This is a genomic window from Mesorhizobium loti (assembly GCF_003148495.1).
GTDB classification, from domain to species: Bacteria; Pseudomonadota; Alphaproteobacteria; order Rhizobiales; family Rhizobiaceae; genus Mesorhizobium; species Mesorhizobium loti.
In genome coordinates this window covers 55741-70103 of sequence record NZ_QGGH01000006.1, presented here as the reverse complement: position 1 = coordinate 70103, position 14363 = coordinate 55741, and the positions used below count along the sequence as shown (strand labels likewise).

16 protein-coding genes and 1 riboswitch are annotated in these 14363 nt (G+C 63.8%); of the genes, 9 read left to right on the top strand and 7 right to left on the bottom strand.

Annotation, left to right across the window (positions count from 1 at the left end; translation table 11 throughout):
- Positions 1-10: 10 nt before the first annotated feature.
- Positions 11-1201 carry an aminotransferase class V-fold PLP-dependent enzyme gene (locus C8D77_RS22210; protein ID WP_109667927.1) on the bottom strand — a complete coding sequence of 397 codons (1191 nt, stop codon included), beginning with the start codon at positions 1199-1201 and terminating at the stop codon, positions 11-13.
- A gap of 160 nt (positions 1202-1361) precedes the next feature.
- Positions 1362-2036: a LuxR C-terminal-related transcriptional regulator gene (locus C8D77_RS22205; RefSeq protein ID WP_245951852.1), complete on the bottom strand. Its 675-nt coding sequence runs from the start codon at positions 2034-2036 to the stop codon at positions 1362-1364.
- Between the two features lie 395 nt (positions 2037-2431).
- On the opposite strand from C8D77_RS22205, the gene mgtE reads away from it, so the two are divergent.
- Positions 2432-3850, top strand: coding sequence for a magnesium transporter (gene mgtE, locus C8D77_RS22200; RefSeq protein ID WP_109667923.1), 1419 nt, complete (start codon positions 2432-2434; stop codon positions 3848-3850).
- A 152-nt stretch (positions 3851-4002) separates the two neighbouring features.
- Positions 4003-4389, top strand: coding sequence for a MerR family transcriptional regulator (locus tag C8D77_RS22195; RefSeq protein WP_056596491.1), 387 nt, complete (start codon positions 4003-4005; stop codon positions 4387-4389).
- 6 nt (positions 4390-4395) lie between these two features.
- Here C8D77_RS22195 and C8D77_RS22190 read toward each other — a convergent pair whose 3' ends face one another.
- Positions 4396-4872 (bottom strand): methyltransferase family protein, encoded by a 477-nt coding sequence (locus C8D77_RS22190; RefSeq protein ID WP_109667921.1) that lies wholly within the window; start codon positions 4870-4872, stop codon positions 4396-4398.
- Positions 4869-5867 (bottom strand): heparan-alpha-glucosaminide N-acetyltransferase, encoded by a 999-nt coding sequence (locus C8D77_RS22185; protein ID WP_109667919.1) that lies wholly within the window; start codon positions 5865-5867, stop codon positions 4869-4871. The genes C8D77_RS22190 and C8D77_RS22185 overlap by 4 nt, the downstream gene beginning before the upstream one ends.
- 221 nt (positions 5868-6088) lie before the next feature.
- On the opposite strand from C8D77_RS22185, the gene C8D77_RS22180 reads away from it, so the two are divergent.
- Positions 6089-7288: an MFS transporter gene (locus tag C8D77_RS22180; RefSeq protein WP_109667917.1), complete on the top strand. Its 1200-nt coding sequence runs from the start codon at positions 6089-6091 to the stop codon at positions 7286-7288.
- Positions 7289-7295: 7 nt separating this feature from the next.
- Here C8D77_RS22180 and C8D77_RS22175 read toward each other — a convergent pair whose 3' ends face one another.
- Positions 7296-8471, bottom strand: a complete 1176-nt coding sequence (locus C8D77_RS22175) for an aromatic ring-hydroxylating oxygenase subunit alpha (protein ID WP_109667914.1) — start codon at positions 8469-8471, stop codon at positions 7296-7298.
- A gap of 139 nt (positions 8472-8610) precedes the next feature.
- Positions 8611-8807, top strand: a riboswitch (cobalamin riboswitch).
- A gap of 36 nt (positions 8808-8843) precedes the next feature.
- Between C8D77_RS22175 and C8D77_RS22170 the strand changes: the two genes are divergently transcribed.
- From C8D77_RS22170 to cobO, 4 genes are read left to right on the top strand one after another with little or no spacing between them, the layout of a single operon-like run.
- Positions 8844-9023 (top strand): CbtB domain-containing protein, encoded by a 180-nt coding sequence (locus tag C8D77_RS22170; RefSeq protein WP_109667912.1) that lies wholly within the window; start codon positions 8844-8846, stop codon positions 9021-9023.
- Positions 9024-9038: 15 nt separating this feature from the next.
- Positions 9039-9854, top strand: a complete 816-nt coding sequence (locus C8D77_RS22165) for a CbtA family protein (protein WP_109667910.1) — start codon at positions 9039-9041, stop codon at positions 9852-9854.
- Positions 9847-10362: a bifunctional adenosylcobinamide kinase/adenosylcobinamide-phosphate guanylyltransferase gene (gene cobU, locus C8D77_RS22160; protein ID WP_109667908.1), complete on the top strand. Its 516-nt coding sequence runs from the start codon at positions 9847-9849 to the stop codon at positions 10360-10362. Before C8D77_RS22165 ends, cobU begins: the two co-directional genes overlap by 8 nt.
- 1 nt (position 10363) lies before the next feature.
- Positions 10364-10978, top strand: coding sequence for a cob(I)yrinic acid a,c-diamide adenosyltransferase (gene cobO / locus C8D77_RS22155; RefSeq protein ID WP_109667906.1), 615 nt, complete (start codon positions 10364-10366; stop codon positions 10976-10978).
- A gap of 34 nt (positions 10979-11012) precedes the next feature.
- Here cobO and cbiB read toward each other — a convergent pair whose 3' ends face one another.
- Positions 11013-11981: an adenosylcobinamide-phosphate synthase CbiB gene (gene cbiB / locus C8D77_RS22150; protein ID WP_109667904.1), complete on the bottom strand. Its 969-nt coding sequence runs from the start codon at positions 11979-11981 to the stop codon at positions 11013-11015.
- Between cbiB and cobD the strand changes: the two genes are divergently transcribed.
- Both cobD and C8D77_RS22140 read left to right on the top strand, forming a co-directional pair.
- Positions 11980-13029 carry a threonine-phosphate decarboxylase CobD gene (cobD, locus tag C8D77_RS22145; protein ID WP_109667902.1) on the top strand — a complete coding sequence of 350 codons (1050 nt, stop codon included), beginning with the start codon at positions 11980-11982 and terminating at the stop codon, positions 13027-13029. The genes cbiB and cobD overlap by 2 nt on opposite strands.
- On the top strand, positions 13026-13535 hold the full coding sequence (locus C8D77_RS22140; RefSeq protein WP_109667900.1) for a tyrosine phosphatase family protein: 510 nt from the start codon (positions 13026-13028) through the stop codon (positions 13533-13535). The genes cobD and C8D77_RS22140 overlap by 4 nt, the downstream gene beginning before the upstream one ends.
- Here the strand turns inward: C8D77_RS22140 and C8D77_RS22135 are convergent, their stop codons facing one another.
- Positions 13536-14339 (bottom strand): creatininase family protein, encoded by an 804-nt coding sequence (locus C8D77_RS22135; protein WP_109667897.1) that lies wholly within the window; start codon positions 14337-14339, stop codon positions 13536-13538. It lies immediately after the preceding gene.
- Positions 14340-14363: the final 24 nt, after the last annotated feature.

Sequence of the window (14363 nt, the reverse complement as noted above, 5' to 3'; positions counted from 1 at the left end):
TGCTCCCGGATCAGGCGGCTTCGGCGATGGCGGACTGCGGCGAGCGGCGGAAATGCGCGATCGCGGCACCGACACCGGAACCCGGCGCCAGCTTGACGCCGCAGTCGAGCAGCGCCAGTTCGGCGGCGGACAGTGACGCCAGCACCATCACCTCGTTCAGCCAGCCGAGATGGCCGATGCGGAAGACCTTGCCCATCACCTTGTTGAGGCCGCCGCCGAGCGACGTCTGGTAGGTGCCGTAGGCTCGCTTGACGACGTCGCCGCTGTCGATGCCTTCCGGCACCAGGATGGCGCTGACGGTGTCGGAGTGCCATTTCGGCGCCTTCGCGCAGAGCTTCAGGCCCCAGGCGTCGACCGCCTTGCGCACGCCTTCGGCGAGGCGATGGTGGCGGACGAAGATGTTGTCGAGCCCTTCTTCGGCGATCAGATCGAGCGAGGCGCGCAGGCCGCGCAGCAGTTGCGTCGCCGGCGTATAGGGGAAATACCCGGCGTCGTTGGCGCGGATCATGTCCTCGAACGAGAAGAAGCAGCGTCTGTGGGAGGCGACCCTGGAAGCGACGAGCGCCTTCTTGCTGACGGAGAGGAAGCCGAGGCCGGCCGGCAGCATGAAACCTTTCTGCGAGCCGCTGACGGCGCAGTCGACACCCCATTCTTCCTGGCGGAAGTCGATCGAGCCGATCGACGACACGCCGTCGACAAAGAGAAGGGCAGGGTGGTTCGCCGCGTCGAGCACGGCCCGGCAGCCGGCGACATCGCTGGTGACGCCGGTCGCGGTCTCGTTCTGCGTGCAGAAGACTGCCTTGATGCGGTGTGCCTTGTCCGCCTTCAGCCTTTCCGCGTAGAGGTCGAGCGGCACACCGGTTCCCCACTCGCAGTCGATAACGTCGACCTCAAAGCCAAGGCGCTCGGCCATGTCGACCCATAGATGCGAGAACTGGCCGAAGCGCGACATCAGCACGCGATCGCCGGGGCTAAGCACATTGGTCATGGCTGCCTCCCAAGCGCCGGTGCCCGACGACGGGTAGATGAAGACGCGGCCGGTTTCGTTCTTGAAAACCTTCTTGATGTCCTCGAACAGCGGCAGGGTGAGTTCAGGGAACGAGGCGGCGCGCATGTCCTCCATCGGCAGGTTCATCGCTTGCCGGACCTGCTCCGGAATGTTGGTGGGTCCTGGAATAAAAAGGTGGGTGAACCCAGCCATGCGCGAACTCCTCCGATGTTAGAGATTTATGGAGGGGAGTGTCGTCTCGGCGGCGAGGAGCAACAACACCTTGGCGGGTAAGTTCTCGCCGCGCGCGGGTGGGGCGAGCCTACCCACTTGGCCTACCCATTGGGCCTACCCATTGGCCTACCCGGTCGTCCTACCCGACAGGCAGCCTGGGAGTGCGGCGCTTCTCGCTCGAATAGAGGGCGACTGCCATCGCCCGGTTGCGGACGTCAAGCTTGTCGTAGAGATTCTTGAGGTGGTATTTCACCGTATTCTCGGAAATTCCCGTGCGCGTCGCGATCTGAAGGTTGGTCCAGCCGTCGGACAGCACCGCCAGCAGCTCGCGCTCGCGCACCGTCAGCTGCGCCAAAGGCGTGTCGTTGACCTTGTTGATGTCGATGTAGGGGATGCAGATGCGGCCATACGCGACCGCCAGGATCGTCTCGAAGATAATATGCGGATCGTCGAACTGGAAGCAGTAGCCCTGAGCCCCGAGCCGCACGCACTGCTTCAGGATGCCGATGTCATGGTCGTTGGAAAACACCGTGATGCGCATATCGAGCTTACGGCTCTGGACCTCGGCCAGAACATCCGCGCCGTCCATGTCGGCGAGCCTCCAGCCGATGACGGCGACATCGAATTTGGTGTTCACCGCCAGTTCCAGGAGTTGCTTGCCGCTCTGCACGGCGCCCAGCAATTCGAAACGTCCGTCGCATTCCAGCATTTCGCGCAGCGCCGATATGACAAGCGGGTTGCGCTCGGCGACAACGACGCGAACGCGTTGCTGTCCTGATGTGACCTCGTTCGTTGTCGCCGACCTTGCGCTCAAGGGCTTCCGTTCTGGACCGGTTGCGGACATGGGCGGATCCGGCTGATATCCGGACCCTGTGCCACGACAATCGCCGCAACCGCACAAGGGTGCTCTTTCCCCAGCGACATGCGCTGTCGCGTCACCTTAACCGGTATCCGGTTGGTTTTGGCAGGATCGGCATTCCAGGTTGGGCATCGGCAATACCGTCTCCCCGTGAAGGGAACCAGGCAGGAGAGTGGGCATTTCGTTTGATATTCCGTGCGTTAGAGCGACAAATTCCCAAATCGATTCACGCTGCCGCGCTATCTCTGGAATGAGCGTCGGATTTTCCCCAAAACCGGTTTCCACTTTGGGGGCCGATGCTCTAGACCTGAGACGCACCTTTTCCGGGATTGCGATGGCGGGAGGCGCTGGTGGAAGGCGAGCACGAACGGACGACCGGCGCCAGGGCCGCCGAGGAGCATCACGCCGACATCTATGGCGAGGACGGCGCCGTCCTTTCGTCCTTCCTTGCGCGGATTGGCGCGGCGATCGCCGACCGCGATACGCTGACCCTAAAGCATGAAGTCGACGACCTGCATCAGTCGGAACTCGGCGACCTGCTCGAGGCGCTGCATCCCGAACAGCGCCGTGCGCTGGTCGAACTCTTGGGCGCGGATTTCGACTTTTCCTCGCTGACCGAGGTCGACGAGGCGATCCGTATGGAGATCGTCGACAATCTGCCCAATGCGCAGATCGCCCAGGCGGTGCAGGAGCTCGATTCCGACGACGCCGTCTACATTCTCGAAGACCTCGAGAAGGAAGACCAGGACGAGATCCTGTCGCAGCTGCCGTTCACCGAGCGGATCAGGCTGCGCCGCTCGCTCGACTATCCCGAAGAGACGGCCGGCCGGCGCATGCAGACCGAGTTCGTCGCGGTGCCGCCATTCTGGACGATCGGCCAGACCATCGATTACATGCGCGAGGACAAGAACCTGCCTGAGCGCTTCAGCCAGATCTTCGTCATCGATCCGACCTTCAAACTGCTCGGCGCCATCGACCTCGACCAGATCCTGCGCACCAGGCGCGCGGTCAAGGTCGAGGAGGTCATGCATGAGACACGGCACGCCATTCCCGCCACCATGGATCAGGAAGAGGCGGCGCGGGAATTCGAACAGTATGACCTATTGTCGGCCGCCGTCGTCGACGAGAACGAGCGGCTGGTCGGCGTGCTGACCATCGATGACGTGGTCGACGTCATCCAGCAGGAGGCCGAGGAAGATCTGATGCGCATGGGCGGCGTCGGCGATGAAGAACTGTCCGACAGTGTTCTCTCCACATCGCGCTCGCGCGTTCCATGGCTGTTGATCAATCTGTTGACGGCATTTCTGGCCGCATCGGTGATCAGTCTGTTCGACCGCACGATCGAACATATCGTGGCGCTGGCAGTGTTGATGCCGATCGTCGCCGGCATGGGCGGCAATGCCGGCTCGCAGACCATGACGGTCACGGTGCGGGCGCTGGCGACAAAGGATCTCGACATCTACAATGCCGGCCGCATCATCCGCCGCGAGATGGGTGTCGGCTTCATCAATGGCATCGTGTTCGCCATCCTGATCGGCATCGTTGCCGCGGCCTGGTTCCGCGACCCCAATCTGGGCGGCATCATTGCGGCGGCGATGATCATCAACATGTTCGCGGCCGCCCTGGCCGGCATCCTGATCCCGCTGCTGCTCGACCGTTTCAAGGTCGATCCGGCGGTCGCTTCGGCGGTTTTCGTCACCACGGTCACCGATGTCGTCGGCTTCTTTGCCTTTCTCGGCATTGCCACATGGTGGTTCGGTGTGCCCTGAAGGCACCTGTCGTGTCTCAATTGACTTTTACGTAAATGCCATGCGAGGCTTGCGCGGGGCGCCATATCGATTCCGGCATGGCATGGGTTTTGGTTCGGGACGGAAGGGCGCCGCATGGCGATCGTTTGGGATTCCGGCGTGCGGGAGTGGCAATGCGAGAATATTATTCGATCACCGAGTTGACTCGCGAGTTCGACGTATCGACGCGGACGCTGCGCTTCTACGAGGACGAGGGGCTGGTGCAGCCAGTGCGGCGTGGCCGCACGCGGCTGTTTCGCCCGTCCGACCGCCACCTCATCCGCCAGATCATGCGCGGCAAAAGGCTCGGTTTCTCGATCAACGAGATCCGCGAAATCATCCAGATGTACAAGGCGCCGCCCGGCGAGGTCGGTCAACTCAAGCTGATGATCAAGCGCATCGAGGAAAAGCGCGAGGATCTCAGACAGAAGCGCCGCGACCTCGAAGAGACACTTGCCGAACTCGATCAGGCAGAGGAATCTTGTGTGGAGCGGCTGGTTGAGCTTGGCGTGAATACGTAGCGCTCGTCAAATCCAGCGCCGTACGCGTTTCGCGTAATCGCGGTATTTCTTGCCGAACTTCGCGGCCAACACCTTTTCCTCGCCTTCGATCGCGGCCTTCTGCGTGGCATAGGCGGCGATGAACGCGAGCGGCAGGAACCACACGATGCCTGAGACAAAGGCGACGCCGATCAAAAGCAGCGTGTTGGCCAGATACATCGGATTGCGGGTGACGCCGAAGGGACCTGTGGTGACGAGGTGATCGGGCACCGCGTTGGGGTTGAGCGTGGTCTTGGCCCGGATCATGGTGCGGATCGCGGTGAACCAGAGTGCGGCGACGGCAAACAGCGCCACCCAACCGGCGGCGAAAAGGATATCGCCCAGGATGTCGCCGATCCAAGGCAGGGGATAGAGCAGGCCAAGCGCGATGCTGATGGCGATGGCGGCGGTATAGATCAGCGGCGGCCACGGTATGATCCCCGGCTTCGGCTGGTTCTCGGTCATTGGACCCCTTCCTCCATCAACTTGCTATCGGTTTTGGCTGTGCACATGCCGGCAAGATCGGACAAATGTGCCTTCCATTCCGCAGTCTGGTCGTTGTTGTAGAGCCGATCAAGCGTGGCCTCGCCCTCGAGCGTATCGAGCATGCAGACACAGTAGCTTGAACAGAACTCCGTGTCGCGCGACTGTTCGCAAGACAGTTGGCAGGTTTTGAGGAAGTTCACCTGCGGGGTTTCGACCTGTGCCGGCATGATCTGCGAGAACAGCCACACGCAGCCGATCAGCAGCGGCTGGTGAATCAGGTAGAAGGCCAGGCTGTGGCGGCCGATGAAGACGAGCGGGTTGGCCCAGCGGCCGGGCTTGAGGTTCGCCAGCCCCGTCAGGACACCCGCGCCCGTGGCAAGCTTGGCGACGCCGATGCCGAGAAGCACAGCGCCGAACCATGGCAACAGGGGCACGTAGTCGTTGGAACGTGGATTGTTCGCCGACAGGCCGACCCACCACAGCCACGGGTGATCGAAGGCCTCCAAGCGCAGATAGACAGGCGCCGCGATGACGAGCGCGGCAACGACCAGCGTCAACAAAGCCGGCAGCCGCAGGAAGGCGAGGCCAAGCAGGCTCGCCAGCGCTATCTCGTGCAATATGCCGAAGAAGATGAAGCCGTCCGGCGTGGCGATGCGGGTGACGACCGAAATCGCGATCGCGGCTCCGGCGACCATGGCGAATCGCTTCCAGAAGCCGTTCCAGCGGATTTGTCGGCCATGGGCGAGGTACAGGCTGACGCCAACCAGGAACAGGAAGGTCGAGGCGATGCAGCGCGCGTAGATCTTCCACCAGCCGAAGGCGGTCAGGCCGGGATCGGTGTAGCCGAAGAATTCCAGATCCCAAGTGAAATGGTAGCTCGCCATGGCGATCAGCGCGATGCCGCGCACGATGTCGATGGCGACGATGCGTTTTGGTCGATCCTGAACGGGTGCGGTCGGCGTTTGGATGCTCATGGTCTCGCGTTCTGATTCAGCCCCGCAAGACGACTATCACGGTTGCACCGGACAACAGAAGACCGTGAGCTTTGCCGCGGACGCCGGACCAGGCGCCGCATTAGGCCAGTGGCGGGAAGCCTTTGGCCGACTTCGCTTTTACCGGATACGCGTCGGTTTCCTCTTATTGGCGCGGGGATGGCCGCGCCAGATTTGGCCCTGTGATTCTGCTTGGGGAAGCAATGTCCACCCATGTGCGCCATCCGATCTGGCTACCGGCCCTCAAGGCCGCGGACGCGCGCACCTTCGCCTCGCTCTACGCGGTCGAATCCTTTGCTCGCGCCACCGTGTCGAGCGTCATCCCGATCCAGGCCTATGAGATCCTGCACAACGAGCAGATCGTCTCGATCCTCTACACAGTGGTAGCGATGCTCGGCCTGTCGGTGACGCTGTTCATGCCGATGCTGATCCGCCGCTTTGCCCGCCGCTGGGTCTACACGGCCGGCGCCTGCCTGCTCGCCATCGGTTCGCTGTTCTTTGTCACCGACACGCTTGCCGGGCAACTGGCCGGCATGCTGTGCCGCGTGATGGGCGCCAGCGCGCTATCGATCACGCTCAACCTCTACATCATGGACCACATCCGCAAGACCGACTTCATGCAGGCCGAATCGCTGCGCATGGCATGGTCGATGTTGGCCTGGACCGGCGGGCCGACGCTCGGCATCTTCCTCTACACGCGCTTCGGTATCTATGCCGCGCATGGTGCGGTCGCGGTGTTCGCGATGGCGTTGCTGGCGCTGTTCTGGACCTATAGGCTCGGCGACAACCCGTCGATCCGCCCGGGCAAGACGCGACCGGCCAATCCGCTCGCCAATATCGGCCGCTTCATCGCCCAGCCCAGGCTGCGGCTGGCGTGGCTGATCGCTTTCGGCCGCTCCTGTTTCTGGACGACGTTCTTCGTCTATGGGCCGCTGTTCATGGTGATCACCGGCGAGGGCAAGCTGGCCGGCGGCCTGCTGGTTTCGGCCGGCAACGCGCTTTTGTTCATGGCCATCTTCTGGGGCAAGGCGGGAAAGCGCTTTGGCGGCCGCAGGACCATGACATTTGCTTATTTCGCCATGTCTGCCACGCTGCTGGCAGCGGGCTTCGTCGGCGAAACCGCGCCGCTGCTCACCGGCGCCTTCCTGCTCTGCGGTGCCTTCTTCACCATCGCGCTCGACGCCCTCGGCTCGACTGCCTTCATGCGCTCGGTGCGCTCCTATGAAAGATCGCAGATGGCGGCGGTCTATCGCACTTATCTCGACTTTTCCGAGCTGACGCCGCCGCTGGTCTATTCCGTGGTGCTGGCCTTCTTCGGCCTGGGCTCGGTGTTCGTCACGCTCGGCCTGCTGGCGGCGGTTTGCGGCTTTGTGACGTGGCGCTATCTGCCGAAATCGCTTTAGTCGCCGGCTAGGCACTTGCCTCGCGTGCCGCATGCCGCTCGCGCACCCAGTTGTGGAAACGGTGCAGGTCGTATTCCTCGGGCATCAGCACGCCGGCTTGGTGGCGCAGCGAGCGCAGGCCTCTCTGGTTGACCTCGCAGATCGTCGCATCCTCCTCCAGCACCTGCGTGCCGAAGGCGACGATGTTGTCGATGTCGGTCGTGGCGAGCGCTTCGGGCGAAAACAGCCATTCCGCGACAAGCTCGGTCTGCTCGGGGCCGAGCGGCACAAGCCGGACGGTTCTGACATAATCGACATGGCCGACGATGAACATCGACGGCAGGCAGGTGGCATAGGTCTGGCCGGCGGCGCGCTCCGCTGGTGTCAGGCTCGAGAAGACCGGCCCATGCGCCTGGCCGTCGCGCGACCATGTTTCGGCTCCTGCACGCAGTCCGCCGGAAAATTCCGGTGCATCATTGTCGGCGTGGCGAGCCCATTCGGGATCGTCGTGCCGGCCCATCAGGCCACGCCCATAGATCGGCACCAGCCGCGACAGGTCCTTGTGGACGCCCGGGCAATGCAGGCACTCGTTGAAGTTTTCCCAAAAAATCTTCCAGTTGCAGTTCATCACCTTGCGCAGCACGTGGCCGCTCACCAGCGTCTCCAGTGGCCAATTGCAGAGATCGCCGGAGGCCGGATCGAAGAATGCCTGCGCTGAGCCGGCGGCGTCCTCCTGCAGGTTGACGAAAACGAAGCCGCGCCACACCGAGAGTGCGACCCGATAAAGCGGGTAGTCGGCCTTGTCGAAGCCTTCCGGCAGCGATTTCGACGGCACGCGCACGAGGTCGCCACGCAGGGAATAGGACCAGGCGTGGTAGGGGCAGGTGATCAGTCGCGCCTTCAGCTGGCCCTCGCTTTCCTGGCAAAGCTGCGAGCCGCGATGGCGGCAGGTGTTGTGAAAGGCGCGCAGCTCGCCGGTCTCGTCCCGCAACACGACGATGTCCTGCGTGCCGATGCGGAATCTGCGGAAAGCCAGTGGTTGCGCAAGGTCGGCCTCGCGGCAGACGAGCAGCCAGCTTCGATACCAGATGGCGTCGAGATCTTTTTGATAGCTGCCTGCATCCCAATAGGCTGATGACGGCAGCGTCGGTTCGGCCCGGGTCAGGCCATTGTAGGGATCGCGCTCGCTGGCAATGGGCTGCATGGCTGGCTTCCTCTAGAGATGCCAGCCGACACCCGGCCAGGAAAATTGTCAATTGCGGCACCGGCAGCTCTCGGCTGGTACGACGCATTCGCGATGGTTGCCGGCGGAATTTGGTTTGCCGGGGGCGAGGATTCTGCCTATAGTCACCAATGTCGTCGGTTCCATTTTGGAGCCAAGAGGGAATGCGGTGCGGGCGAGTTTCGCCCAATGCCGTGGCTGCCCCCGCAACTGTGTGCGGTAGTCCTCTCCATATGCCACTGAAGATTTTTTCTTCGGGAAGGTGGGGAAGGGCGCTGATCCGCGAGCCAGGAGACCTGCCGGCGACAGGAAACTGACTTCGATGCCCTCGGGTGGAGGGCGAAAGGACAAGATATGACTACCGCTTCCGTCTCCCTCGGCGCCTCCGTCTCCTCGCAGTCGCGCTTCATGCAGCTCGCTCTTGCTGCGTTTCTCGGCATTTTCGTGATGGGCTTTGTCGGCTTCTCGCATATCGATGCGGTCCACAATGCGGCTCACGACTATCGCCATTCGATGGCGTTTCCCTGCCACTGACGAGGATCTGACATCATGAACCTGTTTCGCAACGTCGTGTTCATCGCGGCGATCGCAGGGCTCGTGGCCGGCGTCGTTCTCGCCTGCATGCAGGCCTATGCCACCGTGCCGCTGATCCTGAAGGCGGAAGTCTACGAACAGGCCGGCGGCGGCCGCAGCCATGACCATGCCGCCGCGCCAGCGGCACCTGCCGATGCCGCCAGCGGCAACGCGATGAACTCGGCCGCGCCGGCAACAAACTCCATGAGCGCTGCCACGCCGGCACCGGCGGAAGCGGCGGCTCCGGCGGAATACGAAGGCTGGGCGCCGGCAGACGGTTTCGAGCGTTTTGCCTTCAGCGTGCTTGCCAATATCGTCACCGGCATCGGCTTCGCCTTGATCCTGGTCGCGGTTTCGGAATTCGCCGGCGGCATCGGCAATTGGCGCCAGGGCGTGTTCTGGGGCCTGGCCGGCTTTGCCGTGTTTACGCTGGCGCCTGGCCTCGGCCTGCCGCCGGAACTGCCGGCCATGCCGGCTGCCGACCTCACCCAGCGCCAGATCTGGTGGTGGGCTACGGTGGCGGCGACCGCGGCCGGGCTCGGCCTGATCGCCTTCCGCAAGTCGCTGCCGCTGGCGATCCTTGCCGTGGCCTTGATCGTCGCGCCGCATATTGTCGGCGCGCCGCAGCCCGGCAGCTACGAGACGGCGATTCCGGAAGGCTTGCATCACCAGTTCGTGGTGGCGGTGACGGTGACCAATCTGGTGTTCTGGCTGATGCTCGGCGCGGTCGTCGGCGTGGTGCGCGGCCGCTTCACCGGCACGGCGACCAGCCTGCGCGACAGCTTTGCCTGACAGCAAGGCCCTGACCTTCCTCATCGGCGGTGCGCGCTCCGGCAAGAGCGCGCACGCCGAGACCTTGGCGACGGGTTTGCTGCCGCCATGGACCTATATCGCCACGGCGCAAGCCTATGACGACGAGATGCATGAGCGCATCGCGTTGCACCGGTCGCGGCGCGACGAAGGCTGGACGACCATCGACGCACCGCTCGATCTCGCCGGCGCGCTCGGGGCCTTGCCTGACAACCAGCCTGTGCTTGTCGACTGCCTGACGCTGTGGCTGACCAATCATATGCTGGCCGATCACGATATCGAGCTTGAATGCCGTCGGCTGGCGGATGTGCTGTCGCGGCCGCGCGGGTCGTGGTTCGTGGTGTCCAATGAAGTCGGCCAGGGTATCGTGCCGGATAATGCACTGGCACGCCGTTTCCGCGACGCCGCCGGACGGCTCAACCAGCAGGTCGCTGCTGTCGCCGATACGGTGCTGCTGATGGTGGCGGGGCTGCCGCTCAAGGTGAAATGATATGACCGACATCGACGATAAGGACGAAGAACGCCACCGCGCCAAGATGGCCAAGCGCAAGGCGGTGCAGGATGCCGAAGTGGCGAGCAAGACGGTCGAGAAGGGATTGCTCATCGTCAACACCGGCCCGGGCAAAGGCAAGACGACAGCCGCCTTCGGTCTCGCGCTGCGGATGCTCGGCTACGGCAAGCGCGTCGGCGTCGTCCAGTTCATCAAGGGCAAATGGCATACCGGCGAGAAAGACGCCTTCGCCGCCTTCGGCGATCGCGTCGTCTGGCACGCGATGGGCGAGGGGTTCACCTGGGAAACGCAGGATCTGAAGCGCGACATCGCCGCGGCCGAAGCCGCGTGGGCCAAGGTGCTTGAGCTGATGGCCGATCCGTCGATCAGCCTTCTGGTGCTCGATGAACTCAACATTGCGCTGCGCTACGACTATCTCGATCTCGACAAGGTGGTTGCAGCGCTGAAAGCGCGGCGCGAGGGCCTGCACGTGGTCGTCACCGGCCGCAACGCCAAGCCGGCGCTGGTCGAGGCCGCCGACCTCGTCACCGAAATGGGCGTGACCAAGCACCATTTTTCCGCAGGCGTGAAGGCCCAGCAAGGTATCGAGTTCTAAGAGCTTTTACCCCCCACAAAAAGGGAGGGTGAGATCAGGCCACCATGAAAATAACCGCGACCAGCCCAAACAACGCGATCAGCAGATAGTCGGCGACGCGATAGAGTTTCAGCGCCTGCCTGATGTCGGTGCTGTCGGCTTCGCGCCGGCCGCCTTCGCCCATGAAGACGTCGTCGACCAGGACGCCGCCATAGAAGCGCGGCCCGGCGAGCGCCAGGCCGAGCGCACCGGCCATCGCCGCTTCGGGCCAGCCGGCATTGGGCGAGCGGTGTTTTTTCGCGTCGCGCCACACCGCATGCCAGGCATTGCGCGGATCGGCGCCCCTGACCAGGAAAGCCGCCAGCACGATCAGCAGCGCCGTCACCCGCGACGCCGGCAGGTTGATCCAATCGTCGAAGCGCGCCGCCGCCCAGCCGAAGGCCTCGTGGCGCGGGGTGCGGTGGCCGATCATCGAATCGGCGGTGTTGGCGGCCTTGTAGGCAGCGCCGCCGCCCAGGCCGCCGACGCCGGTCCAGAAGGCGGGGGCAACGATGCCGTCGGAAAAATTCTCGGCCAGGCTCTCGATCGCCGCGCGGCAGACACCGGCCCTGTCCAGTGTTTCGGGATCGCGGCCGACGATTCGCGAGACGGCCACGCGGCCCAAAGCCAAGCCGCCGGTGTCGAGCGCGTCGGCTACCGCCTCGACATGCTCATAAAGGCTCTTCTGCGACAGAAGCGACGTTGCCAGGAGGGCCGTAATGATCAGGCCCATGGGAACGAACCAAAACAGAATCTGCACGCCGAGGCCGATCACCGCCGGCACCAGCACGATGACCAGCAGCGCCTGGACACCACGCTTGCGACGCAGCGCGTCGGGATCAGTGGCGTGGTTGAGCCTGCGGTCGAGAAAGGATATCAGCCTGCCGAACCACGTCACCGGATGGCCGATGGCGCGAAACAGCCAGTCGGGGTAACCGAGGGCGAATTCGACGGCCAATGACAGGAAAGCGATCAGGACTGACATGAAGCTTCTTGATGGGGCGGTTGTGGACCATGGTGGAAGTCTTGGCCGGGCGAGGGCGCTTTTCCCCAACGCCCTACTGCCTTTCGTCGACCTCTCGACCGGTATCAATCCGCACTCCTATCCGCTTTTCGACCTGCCCGCCACCTCGCTGTCGCGCTTGCCGGAAGCCGGCCGTGGGCGCGAGTTGGCCAAGATAGCGGCCAGCACCTATGGCGCGCCGTCGCCAGCCAATGTCGCGGCGGCTCCGGGCACGCAGATACTGTTGCCGCGCGTCGCATCGCTGATCGCGCCCGGCAAGGCGCTGGTGCTGGGTCCGACCTATGCCGAACATGCCCGCGCTGCGGCTATCGCCGGGCACGAGGTGACCGAGGTCAGCGATTTCGCTGATCTGGCCGACGCCGACCTTGCCATCATCGTCAATCCGAACAATCCGGATGGGCGCATCGTCGAGCGCGACCGATTGCTGGCGCTGGCCGCCGGACTGCGCGCCAGGGGTGGACTACTGGTCGTCGACGAGGCGTTCATGGATGTCGGCCCACGCGAGTACAGCCTCGCGGGCGATGTCGACCAGGGCGGCATCGTCGTGCTGCGCTCGTTCGGCAAGTTCTTCGGCCTGGCCGGCTTGCGGCTCGGGTTTGCACTTTCCGATGCAACGACGGTCGACCGGCTGGAAACGCAGTTCGGACCATGGGCCGTCGCCGGCCTCGCATTGGAATACGGCATCCGCGCGCTTGCCGACATCGGCTGGCAGGACGCGATGCGGGCATCCCTTATGGATGCATCGGCGCGGCTCGATGCGCTGTTCGGCCGCTTCGGCGTTCCCGTCGCGGGCGGCACCACATTGTTCCGCTATCTCCGCTTGGCCGATGCCGCCGGCCTGTTTGTAGCCCTTGGTGAGCACGGCATCCTGCTTCGTCATTTTGCCGACCGGCCGCATGTCCTGCGCGCCGGCCTGCCGGGAAGTCAGGAGGAATGGCAGCGGCTCGAATCCGCTCTTGCCGAATGGGCGGCGCGGCGCGAGGATCAATCGAAGGGTTCAAAACAATGATCCATGTCTGCTCGCTGGCAAAGATCGAGGAAACGGTGGCCAGGACCGGCGCCGACCGCATGCTGTCGCTGCTCGCCGCTGGCACGGAAGTGGTGCGGCCGGCCTCGATCTCGAGGGAAAACCACTTACATCTGGTCATGCATGACATAGCGGTGGCGCAGGACGGCATGACCATGCCGGGCGAGGATCATGTCCGCAACCTGCTCGATTTTGCGCGCCGCTGGGACCGGGCAAGGCCGATGGTCGTGCACTGCTATGCCGGGATCAGTCGCTCGACCGCCTCGGCCTATATCATCGCGGCAGCGCTGGCGCCGAAGCGCGACGAGGCCGAGCTGGCCCGGACGCTACGGGCGCTGTCGCCCTCGGCGACACCCAATCCGCGGCTGATCGCGGTGGCCGATGTCTTGCTAGACCGCAACGGCCGCATGATCCAGGCGATCGAGGCAATCGGACGCGGCGCCGACGCCTTCGAAGGAACGCCGTTCGCGCTTAGGATAGACGGTTAGCTACTTCAGCCAGTCGGCGAGCTTCGCCTTGCGCACATCCCGCAGCAGGCTGATGAAACCATCGGCCTGATGTTCCGATGTCAGCCGGCCTTTCTCCGCCGTCGCGATGCTGGCGTCGCCGACCACGCCGTTCGGGTTGAGGTCGCTGGCGATCCAGGCGAAGGCGTGGGTGCCGGTGTGGCGCAGCAGCGAGAATTCCTTCTCGGCCTTGGCGACATTGGAGACGAAATTGTCGGCCTTGCCCATATCGACAAGGTCCGGCCGGAAATGCAGCATCAGCGAGGTCTCGACATCGCCGCCATGGATGCCGTGGCGGTCCTCAAGCTCGGTGTACATGCCAGCCGGGCGGCCGAAGCGCTGCCAGCTGGTCTTCACCGCCAACATCTTTTCACGCACGCGCAGTTCGCGCGTGACGATGCCCATGATCTCTTCGTTGCCGCCATGCGAATTGACAACGATCAGCTTGCGCACGCCGGCGCGCGCGATCGACAGGCCGAGTTCGGTCCAGGCTTCGATCAACGTGGTTGCCGGCAAAGTGAGGGTGCCCGGCGCGTGCAGGTGCTCGTTCGACTTGCCCACCGCCTGCACTGGCAGGATGCGGATGTCGAGATCATCGGGCAGGCGCGAAATGACCGTGTCGAGCATGCCATTCATGATCGAGGTGTCGGTCGAGACAGGCAGATGCGGCCCGTGCTGCTCGATCGCCGCCACCGGCAACACGGCGATCGTCGCCTCGGGGTCGATCGAGGCGTATTCGGTGGTCCGGTAGTCGCCCCACCACACACGTTTCTTCGCAACAGTCATGTCATGCCTCTTCAATGGACGGGC